Genomic DNA, 16,377 nt, shown 5'->3' on the forward strand with positions numbered 1-16,377 from the left:
AATCTATTTAAAATTATGACACAGGAGATGTTAATCATGGTCGCTATACTGGTTGTAGTGGTCATTGTTTCGTTTATCGGCATCCTTTCGCGCTACCGGAAATGTAAGAGTGATGAGGTGTTGGTTGTGTATGGTAAGACTTCAGGGGATAAGTCTGCCAAACTTTATCATGGCGGCGCTGCTTTCGTATGGCCGATCATTCAAGGGTACGAATTCCTCTCCATGAAACCTTTGCAGATCGATTGCAAGTTGACCGGCGCTTTGTCTGCCCAGAATATCCGTGTGGACGTGCCGACAACCATTACGGTCGCCATCAGTACGGATCCCGAAGTGATGCAGAACGCAGCCGAACGTTTGCTGGGGTTGCAGTCGGAAGACAAACAAAACCTGATTACGGATGTCGTCTATGGGCAGATGCGTCTGGTGATTGCCGACATGACGATCGAGGAGTTGAACTCCGACCGTGATAAATTCCTGTCCAAGGTACGTGAGAATATCGATACGGAACTCCGCAAGTTCGGTCTTTATCTGATGAATATCAATATCAGTGATATTCGTGATGCCGCCAACTATATCGTCAACCTCGGTAAAGAAGCGGAAAGCAAGGCCCTGAACGAGGCACAGGCCAACATCGAAGAACAGGAAAAGTTGGGAGCCATCAAGATTGCCAACCAGATCAAGGAACGTGAGACAAAGGTCGCCGAAACCCGCAAGGACCAGGATATCGCCATTGCCGAAACCAAGAAGCAGCAGGAAATCTCGGTGGCCAATGCCGATAAGGACCGTATCTCCCAGGTTGCCATCGCCAATGCCGAAAAGGAATCGCAGGTGGCAAAAGCGGAAGCCGAGAAGAATATCAATATAGAGAAAGCCAATACGGAAAAGGAAAGCCGTATTGCCGAACTGAACTCCGACATGGAAATCAAGAAGGCCGATGCGGAGAAGAAAGCCGCTATCGGACGAAATGAAGCCGGCAAGGATATCGCGCTTTCTAATTCCGAACTTGCCGTGACGCAGGCGGATGCCGATAAGAAAGCCGGTGAAGCCGCCGCCCGTTCGGAAGCCTCTGTGCAGGCCGCACGCGAGATAGCCCAGAAGGAGGTGGAAGAGGCTAAAGCCAGAAAAGTCGAATCGGCCCTGAAAGCCCAAAAGATCGTCCCCGCCGAAGTGGCAAAGCAGGAAGCCATCCTGCAGGCCGATGCCGTTGCCGAAAAGACCATCCGTGAGGCCGAAGCACGTGCAAAAGCCTTGCTGGCGCAGGCCGAAGCCGAAGCCTCTGCCATCCGCATGAAACTGGAAGCCGAGGCTGACGGTAAGAAGAAGTCGTTGCTGGCCGAAGCCGACGGTTTCCGGGCGATGGTCGAAGCTGCCGAATCGAATCCGGCGATTGCGATCCAGTACAAGATGGTCGATCAGTGGAAAGAGATCGCAGGCGAACAGGTTAAGGCGTTCGAACGTATCAACCTCGGCAATATTACGGTATTCGATGGCGGAAACGGCGCTACCGGCAACTTCCTGAACCAACTCGTGAAGACGGTCGCTCCGAGCCTCGGCGTATTGGATAAGCTGCCGATCGGCGAAACCGTCAAGAACATCATCAAGCCGGACGAGAAAGGAAAGGATGATCCGGCTCCTACCTTATAATATATGAAAAGTTCCCCTGTAAGGAAACCGTAGTTTCTCTATAGGGGAACTTTTGTTTCATGCCTATGGAACTTTTGTTTCATGCGGGTGAAACTTTTGTCCCATGCTTATGGAACCGACCCTTCATGCTATAGTTCCGCCTCGTTCACTGCATCCAGGATATCGGCGAACAGGTTCTCGACGAAGAAGAACGTGGCATTGCAGAACAGCTTCGGGTCCTTGATCAATGCGACCGTATTGCTGTTGCCATTGCCGGCGATCACGCTTTCTGCCGGATAGGTCTTGAACTTCTTGTTGTTCTCAGGATCGTATTGATAAACGATGTTGCTTACTTCTGCCGAGTAACTGTTGTCGTGGCAGCTGATCTTCATCTTGTATTTGATGATCGTCTTGTCCGTATCGTCCAGCAGCATCTCGACTTTGGATGCAATATTGATGGTCCCTTTGGACTTCTTGGAGTTGACATTCGACAGGAATACATCCTTCGCATAGCTTTTCTTCGCCCATCGGTTGATGACTTCGAATATCTGATCCTGGCTCATATCGTTCACACGGACGGTGTCGTGATAGCATACCTTCCCGTTTTTCATCGGGGCGCACTCGTCGACTTCGCCTTTATGCCCCTGTGCCATTGCCAGCGCAGGGAACATGATTAATAGAAGGAAAAACAACTTTTTCATCATCCTGGCTATTTCATCCATACATTTACGATTTCACCGATAACGGTCATCTGCCGGCCTTCCGCCGTTTCGCCCTGCTTGCGGCAGTCGATGATCAGCCAGGCTTCCCCGCTTTCGCCTTTCTTGAAGAAAGACAGGCTGTAGGTGCCGTTGTCACCTATTTCTTTATAGACAGGGCTGTCTTGGCTGATGGCGATCGAGGCGATCGATTTGCCGAACATATTGCCCGTGCCTTTCCATTCGGCGGATGTCTCTTTGGTGTCCGGTTTGCCGGCGGATGCGACCTGCATATCGCTTTCCGGCAACATCTGTAATAAGGTAGACGGAACTTTGTCGGCGGCAAAAGCCACATATCCTTCTTTTGCCGGAACAGGAGTTGCCGGTTGTACGGCTTGTGCCGGCGTCACAGTCCGTGCCGGCGTGACCGGAGTGGCCGGAGCTACGTCGGCGGCTGCCTGCACGCCTAAAGCGGCAGAGGCGGAGGCGAACATCTCATCCATGAAGTCGACCGTCTTTCTACGGAACTTGCCGTTGCCCCGGTTCAGTTTGGTTTTATCCTTGTTCAGGCAATATTTATCTGTGATCCACTCTTCGGCAGTGTATTTTTCCGGTTCGCGCTGGTAAGAGACATTATATTCGTAGCGGATACCGGCCACTTTCATGATACATTTCCGGTTCTCGCATTCCATCGTGACGCGATAGTTCATTTCCGTACGGTCCAAGGAGAGGGCCGTATTCTGGAACACTAAGTTGGCTTGTCCAACTGCGGCGATGTCGCCTTTCGCCTTGTCGGAGTAGACAACGCGGTTGCCGTCTTCACGGAAGAAACCGTCCGCCCAGCCCAACATCCTGTCATATACTTCATCTTTTGAAAAAGAAGGAGCGTTTATCTCTTTTGTGAATACTACTTTGCCATTCTCGACGGGAACGGCTCCGGCTAAATACTTGGAATCGTCCTGAGCCCAGAGCAGGGTCGGGATAAATAGCGCTAATAATAAAAGTTGCTTCATGGTTATTCTTGACTTATGTTTTTTTACGGGCAAAGATATATAATTGTGGCTGAAATAAACTAAGAGTGTGACAAATAAATTAATCTAATTACTGTTGGACAAAGAAAAAAAGCCTATATTTGCACCCTGTGAAAAAACGAATAATAACATAAACATAAGATTCAAATGCAAAACAAAGGATTTGTAAAGGTCTTTGCGGTGTTACTTACGCTTGTCTGTATGTTTTATCTGTCATTCTCGTTCGTGACAAGACATTACAACAGTAAAGCCGCTGAGTATGCAGGTGGAGATCCGGTAAAAGAGAGTTCTTATTTGGACTCGTTATCTACTCAGAAGGTATGGCTGGGCTATACGCTCAAGCAGTGCCGTGAAATGGAAATTAGTTTAGGACTTGACTTGAAGGGCGGTATGAACGTCGTTCTGGAATTGAATGTGGCTGATGTGATCCGCTCGCTTTCAAACAACAACCAGGATGAGAATTTCAACAAAGCATTGGATTTGGCCTATGCTCACCAGGCTACAAGTCAGAAGGACTTTATTGATCTCTTTGCAGACGAGTATAAGAAGTTGGATAATGGCGCACGTTTATCCGCCATATTCAGTACTTTCGAATTGAAAGACAAAATCACTCCGCAGAGTTCGGACGCACAGGTGATCGCCGTGTTGAAGGAAGAGCTGAAGAGCGCTATCGATAATTCATTTAACGTTTTGCGTACCCGTATCGACCGTTTCGGTGTGGTATCCCCGAACATCCAGCGTCTGGAAACTGCCGGCCGTATCCTGGTTGAACTTCCGGGCGTGAAAGAACCTGAACGTGTGCGTAAATTGTTGCAGGGAAGTGCCAACCTCGAATTCTGGGAAACGTACAACTTGCCGGAAATCTACCAGCAGCTGGTTGCTGCCGATAATATGTTGGCTACACTCCTGAAATCGGACGATGCCGCCGCCGACGGTTCGGAAACTGCTGCGGCCGAAGCAACAGGAGAAGTGGTTGCCGACAATGCTGCGGCCGAAACGACCAACGATGCAGATTCTTTGCTGGCCAAGATCGGGGAAGACAAGCCGGAAGCACAGGCTGCCAAGAGCATGGAAGAATTCGCAAAGCAACATCCGTTGTTTGCCGTCCTGCAGATCAACCAGTATAACGGACAGTTGGCATCCGGTCCGGTTGTCGGTATTGCCGATAAGAAAGATATTGCCAAGATCAACGAATACCTGAACATGAAGCAGGTGAAAGATATCCTGCCGCGTAACCTGTCTTTGAAATGGGGCGTAAAGGCTATCGACGACAAAGAACAATATTTCTACTTGTATGCGATCAAGATGACGAACCGCGACGGTACGCCCGCTTTGGGCGGCGATGTTGTCACGGATGCTAATGCCGACTTCGTCCAGCAGGCCGGCCGTTCCGAACAGCAGGTCAGCATGACCATGAATGCGGAAGGCGCTAAGGCATGGGCTCGCCTGACAAAAGAAAACATCGGTAAAGCGGTTGCCATCGTTCTCGACGATATGGTTTATTCCGCTCCGAACGTACAGGTGGAAATCACCGGCGGACGTTCCCAGATCACAGGCCACTTCACTCCGGAAGAAGCGAAGGACTTGGCTAACGTGTTGAAATCGGGTAAGATGGCTGCTTCTGTAAGTATCGTGCAGGAAGACGTTGTCGGACCGTCTCTGGGTCAGGAAGCTATCAATTCCGGTGTGATTTCGTTTGCATTGGCATTGGTGCTGTTGATGTTCTACATGTGTGCTTTCTACGGAGTCATTCCGGGGCTGATAGCCGACGGCGCTTTGGTGTTGAACATCTTCTTCACAATGGGTATCCTTGCCTCATTCCAGGCCGTTCTTACATTGCCGGGTATTGCCGGTATGGTGTTGACATTAGGTATGGCCGTCGATGCCAACGTGTTGATCTACGAACGTACGAAAGAAGAGCTTCGTGCCGGTAAATCGTTGAGCAAGGCAATTGCCGATGGTTATGGAAATGCATTCTCCGCCATCTTCGACTCCAACTTGACGTCTATCATCACGGGTGTCGTATTGTTCTACTTCGGTACAGGTCCTATCCGTGGTTTTGCCACGACGATGATTATCGGTTTGATCGCATCCTTCCTGACGGCTGTCTTCCTGACGCGTATCGTCTATGAAGCGCTGCTGGCTAAAGATAAACTGAAGAACGTGACCTTTACGACTTCTATCACGAAAGACCTGTTGACGAATCCGAAGATCAACTTCCTGGCTGCCCGTAAGGTGGGCTATCTGATTCCGGCCGCTATCATCGTGTTAGGTGCGATCTCCATGTCTACTATCGGTTTGAACAACGGTATCGACTTCACCGGTGGACGTAACTATGTGATCCGCTTCGACCAGGATGTGAAGACGGACGAAGTCCGCAATATGCTGGATGCCCAGCTGGACGGTTCCGTAAGCGTTATCCAGATCGGTACTCCCGACCAGGTGCGCGTTTCTACCAACTATAAGATCGACGACAACGATCCGGCTATCGACCAGGAAATCGAAAATAAATTGTTTGAAGGTGTCAAGTCATTGCTTCCGGCAGGTACGACGCTGGATCAGTTCACAGGACAGTATATCCAGAGTTCGCAGAAAGTGGGACCGAGCATGGCAGACGATATCAAGAATGCTGCCTTCCTCGCAGTTGTATTCGCGATGTTCTGTATGGCAGCTTATATCCTGCTCCGTTTCCGCGACATTTCGTTCTCGGTCGGTGCATTCGCTTCCGTTGCGGTCACGACCTTGTGTATTATTTCATTCTACACATTGCTTTGGAAGGTATTGCCGTTCTCTATGGAAGTCGATCAGACCTTCATCGCGGCTATCCTGACAATCATCGGTTACTCTATCAACGATACCGTGGTTGTGTTCGACCGTATCCGTGAGACGATCGGCCTGTATCCGAAGCGCGACCGTTACCAGGTGATCAACGATGCGTTGAACTCCACTTTGTCTCGTACCTTCAATACATCCTTGACTACATTGGTAGTGGTATTGTGTATCTTCATCTTAGGTGGTGCGACGATCCGCAGCTTTACGTTCGCGATCCTGTTAGGTATCATTGTCGGTACATATTCTACTCTGTTCGTGGCAACTCCTATCGCATACGAATTGCAGAAGAAAAAGATCAATAAGAAAGCAGCTGCCGAAGCTGGTAAATAAGAATACATTCTAATCCGATAGAAAAGGGCTGTTCCCGTTGGGGGAATGGCCCTTTTTGTGCTTCTAAACATACCGGTGCCGGTTGGCAAGATGAAAGAGAATGCTTATCTTGTAGGCCTCTTACTTCTGTTATTTACTTACAGATTGTAAACAAACACCTTAAAATGTCATGTTATGGAAGTACGCCTGAGCAACCAATTGCCGGTTTATCCATCTTTTGTCCCCGGTATCCGCCGCGCTCCTGATCGCGGCTATTCGCTTACGCCTGCACAGACGGAGACGGCCTTGAAGAATGCGCTCCGTTATATTCCCGAAGAGTTGCATGAAGTGCTGGCTCCGGAATTTATGGAAGAGTTGATGACCCGCGGCCGCATTTACGGATACCGTTACCGGCCGGAGGGAGACCTGAAAGCAAAACCTGTCGATCAGTATAAAGGCCGGTGCCTGGAGGGAAAAGCCTTTCAGGTAATGATCGACAACAACCTCTGTTTCGATATCGCCCTTTATCCTTATGAGCTGGTTACATATGGCGAGACCGGACAGGTCTGCCAGAACTGGATGCAATACCGGCTGATCAAGCAATACCTCGAAATACTGACGAGCGAGCAGACACTCGTGATCGAGTCCGGACATCCGTTGGGACTGTTCCGTTCCAGGGCGGATGCACCCCGTGTGATCATAACCAATTCCATGATGGTCGGCATGTTCGACAACCAAAAGGACTGGCATATCGCCGCCCAGATGGGAGTGGCCAATTACGGGCAGATGACTGCCGGCGGCTGGATGTATATCGGTCCGCAGGGGATCGTGCACGGGACGTTCAATACCTTATTGAATGCCGGGCGGAAGAAATTGGGCATTCCGCAGGATCGGGACTTGCGCGGACATCTCTTTGTCTCTTCCGGTCTCGGAGGAATGAGCGGTGCACAACCGAAAGCCGCCGTTATCGCCGGTGCCGCCAGTATCATTGCCGAGGTGGACAGTTCCCGTATCGAAACCCGTTACTCGCAGGGATGGGTACAGCATGTGACCGGTGATAAAGCGGAGGCCTTCCGTAGGGCGCAGGAAGCGATGCAGGCAAAAGCACCGGTTTCGGTCGCTTATCATGGCAATATAGTCGATTTGCTGGAATTTGCCGAATCACAGGCGATCCGGATCGACTTGTTGAGCGATCAAACCTCTTGCCATGCCGTTTATGAAGGCGGTTACTGTCCGGCGGGTATTTCCTTTGCCGAACGAACGGAACTCCTTTCCCACGATATAGACCGTTTCCGTTGGCTGGTCGACCGGTCCCTGCACCGGCATTTTGCGGTAATCAAGAAATTGGTGGCTCGCGGCACTTACTTTTTCGATTACGGAAACTCGTTTATGAAAGCCATCTACGATGCCGGTGTAAAGGAAATCTCCCGGAACGGGATCGATGAGAAAGACGGCTTTATCTGGCCCTCCTACGTCGAAGATATCATGGGGCCGGAACTGTTCGACTATGGTTACGGGCCTTTCCGTTGGGTCTGTCTGAGCGGGAAACAGGAAGATCTGGCGAAGACCGACCGGGCAGCGATGGATTGTATCGATCCTGCCCGGCGCGGGCAGGACCGCGATAACTACAACTGGATTCGCGATGCCGGGAAGAACCGGCTTGTGGTGGGTACCCAGGCGCGTATCCTTTACCAGGATGCGGAAGGACGGCTGAAGATCGCACTCCGTTTCAACCGCATGGTGCGGGACGGAGAAGTCGGGCCGGTCATGCTCGGACGCGACCATCATGATGTAAGCGGGACGGATTCGCCTTTCCGCGAAACGTCCAACATCTATGACGGGAGCAACGTCATGGCTGATATGGCCGTCCAATGTTTTGCCGGAAATGCGGCGCGGGGGATGAGCCTTGTCGCCCTTCATAACGGCGGCGGGGTCGGTATCGGTAAAGCGATAAACGGCGGCTTCGGGATGGTGCTGGACGGAAGTGAGCGGGTGGACGAGATCCTCCGTTCGGCCATGCTCTGGGATGTGATGGGAGGAGTGGCCCGCCGTTCATGGGCCCGGAATCCGAATGCCCTGGCGACCAGTGCCGCCTTTAACGAAAGCTATGGCGACCGGTATCACATCACACTGCCTTTCATACCGAAAGAAGATTTGATTCAAAATATAATACGTACCTCTTTAAAACACAAAGTATGAGTGCTTGGAGCAAAATAATGGAATGTGTCCCCAATTTCAGTGAGGGAAGGGATTTAGCGAAAATAGAAAAGATAGTGGATAAATTTCGTGCCAAAGCCGGTGTAAAGCTGTTGGATTACAGCAATGACGAGGATCATAACCGACTGGTCGTAACGGTAGTCGGCGAACCGGATGCCTTGAAGGACGCACTGCTCGAAGCCATCGGGCAGGCGGTCGAACTGATAGACCTCACGAAACATTCAGGGCAGCATCCCCGGATGGGAGCGGTCGACGTCGTTCCTTTTATTCCGATCAAAGGGTGTACGATGGATGAAGCGATCGCGCTCTCTAAGGAAGTCGGCGAGAAGGTGGCGGCTCTGTATCGCGTGCCGGTCTTCCTCTATGAGAAATCGGCTTCGGCCCCGCATCGGGAGAACCTGGCAGCTATCCGCAAAGGAGAATTTGAAGGAATGGCTGAAAAGATCAAGCTGCCGGAATGGAAACCGGACTTCGGGCCTGCCGAGCGGCATCCGTCGGCGGGGACCGTGGCGATCGGCGCCCGTATGCCGTTGGTGGCCTATAACGTCAATTTGGGTACGGCAAATCCGGAGATCGCGAACAGCATTGCCAAAAAGATCCGTTTCATAGGTGGCGGACTCCGTTACTGCAAGGCGATGGGAGTGGAATTGAAAGAACGCGGCATCGTGCAGGTTTCGATCAATATGACCGATTATACCCGTACCGCCCTCTACCGTGCTTTCGAGCTGGTGCGCATCGAGGCGCGTCGCTACGGCGTTCCGGTCGTCGGAAGCGAGATTATCGGGCTGGTCCCGATGGAGGCGTTGATCGATACGGCTTCTTACTATTTGGGACTGGAAGACTTTTCGATGGATCAGGTGTTGGAAGCCAGAATAATGGAATAGACTATGGAGGATGAAAAGATATTGATACGGAACGCATCGCAGGTGGTGACCTGTTCCGGTTTTGAAGCGAAGAAAGGCAAGGCCATGTCCGATGTCGGTGTGATCGAAGATGGGGCCGTTGCCGTATCGAACGGTATTATTACGCATGTGGGGCCGACCGAAGAAGTCCTCCGGCAAGTGGATGTTGAAGATTATCTGGAAGTAAATGCTTGCGGGCGAGCGCTTCTGCCGGGGTTCGTGGATAGTCATACGCACTTTGTCTTCGGCGGTTACCGGGAAGAGGAGTTCTCCTGGCGGATGAAAGGCGACAGCTATATGTCGATCATGGAACGGGGAGGCGGGATCGTCAATACGATGAATGCGACGCGGAGCAGTAGCTACGATGATCTGTTCGGGGATGCATATGACCGTCTCGACTCTATGATGGACATGGGTGTGACTACCGTCGAAGGAAAGAGCGGATACGGTCTCGATCTCGCCACGGAGCTGATCCAACTTCGCGTAATGAAGGAACTTAATGACGACCATCCGCTGGATGTGGTCTCCACTTTCCTGGGGGCACATGCCGTTCCTCCCGAATTTGCGGGGCGTACGGATGCGTATGTCGACTATGTAATAGAAGAAGTGTTGCCGCATGTCCGTACAGAACGCTCCGTGACCTTTTGCGATGTCTTTTGCGAGCAAGGCGTTTTTTCGATCGAACAAAGTGAACGCCTGTTGAAGGCAGCCCGCAGCCAGCGTTTTAAACTTAAACTCCATGCCGACGAGATCGTGCCTTTTGGCGGGGCCGAGTTGGCAGTCCGCCTGAAAGCCGTGAGTGCCGATCATCTGTTGCATGTGTCCGATACCGGTATCGAGCGGTTGGCGCGTTCCGGCACGATCGCGACCTTGTTGCCGCTTACCGCCTTCTCACTGGGCGAACCGTATGCTCCGGGACGCCGGATGATAGATGCCGGTTGTGCCGTGGCGTTGGCTTCCGACCTGAATCCCGGAAGTTGTTTCTCCTGCTCGATCCCGCTGTTGTTCGCCCTCGCCTGCATCCAGATGAAGATGACTCCTGAAGAGGCTTTGACCGCCCTTACGATCAATGGAGCCGCAGCCCTTGGGCGGGAAAAGAAGATCGGCAGCATCGATGTCGGAAAGAAGGCGGACCTGATCTTGTTGAAGTTCCCTTCATATAAGTTCCTTCCTTATCATGTAGGGATGAATATCGTGGACACGGTTATCAAAGACGGTGTGCTTTATATCGTATGATAGAACGAAAATTAAAGAGAGCGGGTAAATCGCCATTTACCGGTAAACCGAATAAAGAAACAAAATGTTTAATCTTAAATAATAGACATTATGCTTGTAGATTTGACGATTAAAGGATTCCTTGCCGAAACGGCAGGCAGCGCCCCTGTTCCGGGGGGCGGAAGTATCTCGGCTTTGAACGGGGCTATTGCGACAGCGCTTACCGAGATGGTGGCAAACCTGACGGTCGGGAAAAAGAAATATGCCGACGTGGAAGGCCAGATGAGGACTATCGCGACGGAAGCGGCTCTCATCCGTGAACGCCTGATCCGCGATATAGACCGCGACAGCGAAGCGTACGACCGCGTGTTTGCCGCCTTCAAGCTCCCGAAAGATACGGAAGAGGAAAAGGCGGAACGCAGCCGGGTGATCCAGGATGCCACGAAAGAGGCGGCAATGGTCCCGATGGAAGTGGCCGAAGAGATCGCTTCGGTGATGGAGGCGATTATCTACGTGGCGCACAAAGGGAACCGGAATGCCGTGACCGATGCGTGTGTGGCTATGATGGCGGCTCGTACCTGCGTACTGGGGGCGTTGCTGAATGTCCGCATCAATCTTGTATCCATAAAGGATGAAGCCTTTGTCCGGCGGATGTCGGAGAAGGCGGATTACCTCGAATCGGAAGCTATCCGGATAGAGAAGAAGTTGCTCGATTGGGCGAAAGAGCAATTGAAAACTGAAAGTTGAAAGTTATGGGAAATGTTCATTATGTGGGAGCGGAACCGCTGACGTTCGAACGTATCGAAGAGATACTGACCGGAAATATGAAGCTGGAACTGACCCCGGAAGTGAAGGAACGCATCCAGCGTTGCCGCGATTATCTGGACCGTAAGATCGAGACGCAGAAAGAGCCGCTTTACGGCATCACGACAGGCTTTGGTTCCTTGTGCAATAAGAATATCTCTCCGGACGAACTCAGCACCTTGCAGGAGAATCTGGTGAAGAGCCATGCTTGTAGCGTGGGCGATGAGGTGAGCCCGGTGATTGTCCGCCTGATGATGCTGCTGAAAGCGCATGCCTTGTCTCTGGGGCATAGCGGCGTGCAGGTGATAACGGTGCAGCGTATCCTTGATTTCTTTAATAATGACGTGCTCCCGATCGTCTATGACCGGGGTTCGCTCGGTGCGTCGGGCGACCTGGCTCCCCTGGCGAATCTATTCCTTCCGCTGATCGGGGTGGGGGATGTCTATTATAAAGGAAAGAAGAGGGAGGCCATCAGCGTCCTGGACGAGTTTGCCTGGAAGCCGGTGCGCCTGATGAGCAAGGAGGGGCTGGCGTTGCTGAACGGTACGCAGTTCATGAGTGCCAACGGCGTGTTTGCCCTGATGCGTGCCTTTGCCGTGTCGAAGCGGGCGGACCTGATTGCCGCTCTGTCGCTCGAAGCTTTCGACGGGCGGATCGATCCTTTTATGGATTGCATCCAGCAGATGCGCCCGCATCCCGGACAGATCGAGACGGGCGATGCTTTCCGTCGCATCTTGGAGGGCAGCGAACTGATCGGCCGGAAGAAGGAGCATGTGCAGGACCCGTATTCGTTCCGCTGCATCCCGCAGGTACACGGGGCGACGAAAGATGCGATCCGGTATGTCTCCGGCGTACTGCTTACCGAGATCAATTCGGTGACGGACAATCCGACGATCTTTCCCGACGAGGACAAGATCATCTCCGGCGGCAATTTCCACGGCCAGCCGTTGGCGATCTCCTATGATTTCCTCGCGATTGCTTTGGCTGAGTTGGGCAACATCTCCGAACGGCGTGTGGCGCAACTGATCATGGGGCTTCGGGGGTTGCCGGAATTCCTGGTGGCCAATCCCGGACTGAACTCCGGCTTTATGATCCCGCAGTATGCGGCCGCCAGCATGGTGAGCCAGAACAAGATGTATTGTTATGCCGCCAGCAGCGACTCGATCGTGTCCAGCAACGGGCAGGAGGATCATGTGAGCATGGGGGCCAATGCGGCGACGAAGCTCTTCAAGATTATGGACAACCTGGATCACATCCTGGCGATCGAGCTGATGAATGCTGCGCAAGGCATCGAGTTCCGCCGCCCGGCGCGTACTTCCCCTGTCCTGGAGAAATTCCTGAAAGCCTATCGCAAAGAGGTTCCTTTCATAGACGAAGACATCATCATGTATCCCGAAATCCATCGGACGGTCGCTTTTCTGAGGCGGTATTCGGAGGTATAGAATTGTGATTTATGATTTAAGATTTATGATTTATTATTGACGCATAAATCATAAATCTTAAATCATAAATCTCCTCATTTCTTAGTAACGACCACCCGTTTTGTCGGGTCCAAATGCTCGTTACGGTAATCGATCTGTTTTACGACATTTTCGGCTAACTTCTGGAAAGCCTGCCCGGTGATGCTGTCCGGATTGAGGGCGACCGGTGTTCCGCTGTCTCCGCCTTCGCAGATGCTTTGTACGATGGGGATCTGTCCTAATAGCGGGATATTCAGCTCTTCCGCCAGGCGTTTGCCTCCTTCTTTGCCGAACAGATAGTATTTGTTTTCCGGCAGCTCGGCAGGCGTGAACCAGGACATGTTCTCGACCAGTCCCAATACCGGCACGTTGATCTTCTCGCCCATGAACATGCTGATCCCCTTGCGGGCATCCGCCAGCGCCACTTCCTGCGGCGTGCTGACGACGATGGCGCCGGTGATGGCCAATGTCTGCACCATCGTCAGGTGGATATCGCTTGTTCCCGGTGGCAGGTCGATCAGGAAATAATCGAGGTCTCCCCAGTCGGCATCGCCGATCAGCTGTTTCAGGGCATTGCTTGCCATAGCGCCGCGCCAGAGGACGGCGTCTTCCTTATTGACAAAGAAGCCGATGGACAGCAGCTTCACTCCGTAGTTGGCAGCCGGTTCGATCAGTTCGCGGCCTCCCACCTCCACCATATAGGGACGGGCTTCTTCGACATTGAACATCTTAGGCTGCGAAGGGCCGAAGATATCGGCATCCAGCAAACCGACCTTGTAGCCCTGCAAAGCCAGCGCCACTGCCAGGTTGGCGGCCACCGTACTTTTGCCCACACCTCCCTTGCCGGAAGACACGGCGATGATGTTTTTCACCTCCGGCAGCAGCTTGTCCGGTTCGGGACGGGCTGTCTGTTTGGCGTTTACCGTGATGTTGCCTTTGATTTCCACATCCTCGCCTACATAAGTAAGGATAGCTGTCTCGGCGGCTTTTACCACCGATTTGATGAACGGGTCGTTCGGTTTTTCGAAAAGGAGCGAGAAGCTGACTTTGTTGCCGTCGATCCGGATGTTATCTTCTACCATGCCCATCGTCACAAGGTCTTTCCCTGTTCCGGGGTAACGCACTTTTGCCAGCGCGTCCATGATTAGCTTTGGATAGAGTGTCATGATGTATGATTTATAATGTATGATGTATGATTTATTTGCCGGAAGCCAACGCGCTCCGTTTGCTGCGGTTGAAACTGCGATACGGGTCGTATTCGATTTCCACATCCGGTTCGACCAGTTCCTCCCGCTCTTCACAAACAAACTTGATGTATTTGATGTTCAGACCGCGGTCCAGCCACTGCTGTTCATAATAGGTCTTGATAGAAAGAATGTCGTCCGCCAGATCGGAATGATACAGGTCGTCGTTGCTGAACAAGACAGGATAACGGTTCGCCTTTGCCATCTCGCAGGTGTAGGTGTACATAAAGTTGCTGTCTGTTTTCAGGTGAACGATGCCGTCTCCCGCCAGTATCTCGCGGTACATCTTCATGAAGCGGGTGGAGGTGAGGCGTTTGTTCACCTTCTTCATCTGCGGGTCGGGGAAGGTGAGCCAGATCTCGGCCACCTCTCCGGCGGCAAAGAAATGGGCGATCAGTTCGATGCTGGTCCGGAGGAAGGCAACGTTCGTCATGCCTGCCTCAAGCGATTCTTTCGCGCCTGTCCACATACGGGCGCCCTTGATATCGACTCCTATGAAGTTCTTGTCGGGGAACAGCTTTCCCAGACCTACCGTATATTCTCCTTTTCCGCAACCTAATTCAAGCACGATCGGATGGTCGTTCTTAAAGAACCGTTCGTGCCAGTGCCCCTTCAGTTCGAATCCTTTCTCCTGAAGGGTCGCAAACGGATATTGGAACACATGGGGATACCCCGCCATGTCGTCAAACTTTGCTAATTTATTCTTTCCCATGATGCAAAGGTAATACAATTGCGCGTAAAAAAGGCTATAACCTGCCCGGCAAAAGGGTATAGCTTTTTATCGGAAAGGGTATAGCCTTTTTGTTGGCAGGCTATAGCTTTTTCGTTGGGCAGGCTATAGCTTTTTGAACTTTAAAACGCGTATTTGAAGTGCCGGAATAGGAAAAAGGACAAAAAGGGACAGAAAAGGCACCCGCTACATTTTGGGGATGAGAAAAAGAAGAAGGTTGGGTAATCTGTAGATAGACAGTTTGTTATGATGGATGGTCTTTGTCCCGTTGTCGTTTCTTGGGGAATGGGAGTGCAAGCCTCTATAGGATTTGTGGAGGTGTGTCAAGACTCCTTTATCACGATCTTTAAGGCACGGATTTCACGGATTACGCGGATTTACACGGATAAATTTATTATCTTTCCGTGTAATCCGCGTAATCCGTGCCTTAATTGTGTCTATTGTAAGCAGGATTTTCTTTTTGACACACCTTCAAAGATCAAGGCTGAACCGTCCGGTCTACTCCGGGCAAAGGTTCCGCTGTCGCCTGCGAAACTCGCTTCGCTCAGACAACGCAGGCTCCTGCCGCTCCACCTTTGCCCTCCGCTTGACGCCCGTCCGCTTAGGCCATGAAGGTGTGTCAAAATATAAAATAGAGCGCAGATGACACAGATTCAACAGATAACCGCAGATTTTTATTTTATTGATTTGCAATAATCAATCTGTGTGAATCAGTCTCATCTGTGTCATCTGTGCTCTAATATACAGATTAATGACACACCCCCATGGCCGATACCGACACCTATATGGCCGATACCGCCTACCATATAGGTGTCGGTATCGGCCATCCCCAAAGAGCCGTCAGGCTCTATCTCCGGCCTAAGCTGGTGAGCGTTAAGCGCAGTGACCGTAGTGAGCGCCCGGAGCGTCTGCTGTTCGAGCGAAGCGAGTTTCAGACGCGACAGCGAACGTAGGGAACGGAGTAGCGAGGCAGGTTCGGCCTTGATCTTTTGGTTACTTTTGGATCAAGCCAAAAGTAACAGATAAAAAAACATACGGTGCCTTTTCTGCCCTTTTTTGTCCTCTTCTAATGTAATGTGCTTATATACAGACGGCAGTGGAAAACTTCACATTGCAGGGGTGTGATTTTGGCTGATGCCGGAAACCGCTCGTTTATCCGGCCGGGGCGGCATGTATCGTGATCTTTCAGGCATAAAAAAAAGAGACACTCTGTGAAGTATCTCTCTCTTTCGCTCTTCCTCTTGGACTTGAACCAAGGACCCTCTGATTAACAGTCAGATGCTCTAACCGACTGAGCTAAGGAAGAATATGT

Annotated in this window: 11 protein-coding genes and 1 tRNA gene; 7 read left to right on the forward strand and 5 right to left on the reverse strand. The window is 51.6% G+C overall.

Annotated elements, in window-relative coordinates; all coding sequences use genetic code 11:
* Window positions 1-15 precede the first annotated feature (15 nt).
* A complete protein-coding gene (locus ACW6QF_RS04330; protein ID WP_298550692.1) occupies window positions 16-1,644 on the forward strand; it encodes a flotillin family protein in 1,629 nt (542 codons plus the stop codon).
* A 128-nt stretch (window positions 1,645-1,772) separates the two neighbouring features.
* Here the strand turns inward: ACW6QF_RS04330 and ACW6QF_RS04335 are convergent, their stop codons facing one another.
* Complete coding sequence (locus tag ACW6QF_RS04335) at window positions 1,773-2,324, reverse strand: DUF4468 domain-containing protein (RefSeq protein WP_456086967.1); 552 nt, start codon at window positions 2,322-2,324, stop codon at window positions 1,773-1,775.
* An 8-nt stretch (window positions 2,325-2,332) separates the two neighbouring features.
* Window positions 2,333-3,334: a DUF4468 domain-containing protein gene (locus ACW6QF_RS04340; RefSeq protein WP_456086945.1), complete on the reverse strand. Its 1,002-nt coding sequence runs from the start codon at window positions 3,332-3,334 to the stop codon at window positions 2,333-2,335.
* A gap of 165 nt (window positions 3,335-3,499) precedes the next feature.
* On the opposite strand from ACW6QF_RS04340, the gene secDF reads away from it, so the two are divergent.
* The 6 genes from secDF to hutH all read left to right on the forward strand — a co-directional run bounded on the left by secDF (window position 3,500) and on the right by hutH (window position 13,073).
* Window positions 3,500-6,514: a protein translocase subunit SecDF gene (secDF, locus tag ACW6QF_RS04345; RefSeq protein WP_298550687.1), complete on the forward strand. Its 3,015-nt coding sequence runs from the start codon at window positions 3,500-3,502 to the stop codon at window positions 6,512-6,514.
* Between the two features lie 174 nt (window positions 6,515-6,688).
* On the forward strand, window positions 6,689-8,692 hold the full coding sequence (locus ACW6QF_RS04350; RefSeq protein WP_456086946.1) for a urocanate hydratase: 2,004 nt from the start codon (window positions 6,689-6,691) through the stop codon (window positions 8,690-8,692).
* Complete coding sequence (gene ftcD, locus ACW6QF_RS04355; protein ID WP_298550684.1) at window positions 8,689-9,594, forward strand: glutamate formimidoyltransferase; 906 nt, start codon at window positions 8,689-8,691, stop codon at window positions 9,592-9,594. The genes ACW6QF_RS04350 and ftcD overlap by 4 nt, the downstream gene beginning before the upstream one ends.
* A 3-nt stretch (window positions 9,595-9,597) precedes the next feature.
* Window positions 9,598-10,848, forward strand: coding sequence for an imidazolonepropionase (gene hutI, locus ACW6QF_RS04360; protein ID WP_456086947.1), 1,251 nt, complete (start codon window positions 9,598-9,600; stop codon window positions 10,846-10,848).
* A gap of 90 nt (window positions 10,849-10,938) precedes the next feature.
* Window positions 10,939-11,574 carry a cyclodeaminase/cyclohydrolase family protein gene (locus tag ACW6QF_RS04365; protein WP_456086948.1) on the forward strand — a complete coding sequence of 212 codons (636 nt, stop codon included), beginning with the start codon at window positions 10,939-10,941 and terminating at the stop codon, window positions 11,572-11,574.
* Window positions 11,575-11,579: 5 nt separating this feature from the next.
* Entirely contained in the window at window positions 11,580-13,073 is a 1,494-nt protein-coding gene (hutH, locus tag ACW6QF_RS04370; RefSeq protein WP_298550678.1) for a histidine ammonia-lyase, read from the forward strand.
* 74 nt (window positions 13,074-13,147) lie between these two features.
* Here hutH and ACW6QF_RS04375 read toward each other — a convergent pair whose 3' ends face one another.
* The 3 genes from ACW6QF_RS04375 to ACW6QF_RS04385 form a co-directional block, all read right to left on the reverse strand.
* Window positions 13,148-14,257, reverse strand: coding sequence for an Mrp/NBP35 family ATP-binding protein (locus ACW6QF_RS04375; RefSeq protein ID WP_298550676.1), 1,110 nt, complete (start codon window positions 14,255-14,257; stop codon window positions 13,148-13,150).
* Window positions 14,258-14,288: 31 nt separating this feature from the next.
* Window positions 14,289-15,047 carry a tRNA (guanosine(46)-N7)-methyltransferase TrmB gene (trmB, locus tag ACW6QF_RS04380; protein ID WP_298550674.1) on the reverse strand — a complete coding sequence of 253 codons (759 nt, stop codon included), beginning with the start codon at window positions 15,045-15,047 and terminating at the stop codon, window positions 14,289-14,291.
* 1,250 nt (window positions 15,048-16,297) lie between these two features.
* Window positions 16,298-16,371 (reverse strand) — tRNA-Asn (locus ACW6QF_RS04385).
* Window positions 16,372-16,377: the final 6 nt, after the last annotated feature.

It is taken from the genome of Parabacteroides sp., from assembly GCF_977054455.1.

Coding starts and splice junctions, on each gene's coding strand:
- ACW6QF_RS04330 (WP_298550692.1), top strand. CDS start 16: ATGACACAGGAGATGTTAATCATGGTCGCTATACTGGTTGTAGTGGTC.
- ACW6QF_RS04335 (WP_456086967.1), bottom strand. CDS start 2,324: ATGAAAAAGTTGTTTTTCCTTCTATTAATCATGTTCCCTGCGCTGGCA.
- ACW6QF_RS04340 (WP_456086945.1), bottom strand. CDS start 3,334: ATGAAGCAACTTTTATTATTAGCGCTATTTATCCCGACCCTGCTCTGG.
- secDF (WP_298550687.1), top strand. CDS start 3,500: ATGCAAAACAAAGGATTTGTAAAGGTCTTTGCGGTGTTACTTACGCTT.
- ACW6QF_RS04350 (WP_456086946.1), top strand. CDS start 6,689: ATGGAAGTACGCCTGAGCAACCAATTGCCGGTTTATCCATCTTTTGTC.
- ftcD (WP_298550684.1), top strand. CDS start 8,689: ATGAGTGCTTGGAGCAAAATAATGGAATGTGTCCCCAATTTCAGTGAG.
- hutI (WP_456086947.1), top strand. CDS start 9,598: ATGGAGGATGAAAAGATATTGATACGGAACGCATCGCAGGTGGTGACC.
- ACW6QF_RS04365 (WP_456086948.1), top strand. CDS start 10,939: ATGCTTGTAGATTTGACGATTAAAGGATTCCTTGCCGAAACGGCAGGC.
- hutH (WP_298550678.1), top strand. CDS start 11,580: ATGGGAAATGTTCATTATGTGGGAGCGGAACCGCTGACGTTCGAACGT.
- ACW6QF_RS04375 (WP_298550676.1), bottom strand. CDS start 14,257: ATGACACTCTATCCAAAGCTAATCATGGACGCGCTGGCAAAAGTGCGT.
- trmB (WP_298550674.1), bottom strand. CDS start 15,047: ATGGGAAAGAATAAATTAGCAAAGTTTGACGACATGGCGGGGTATCCC.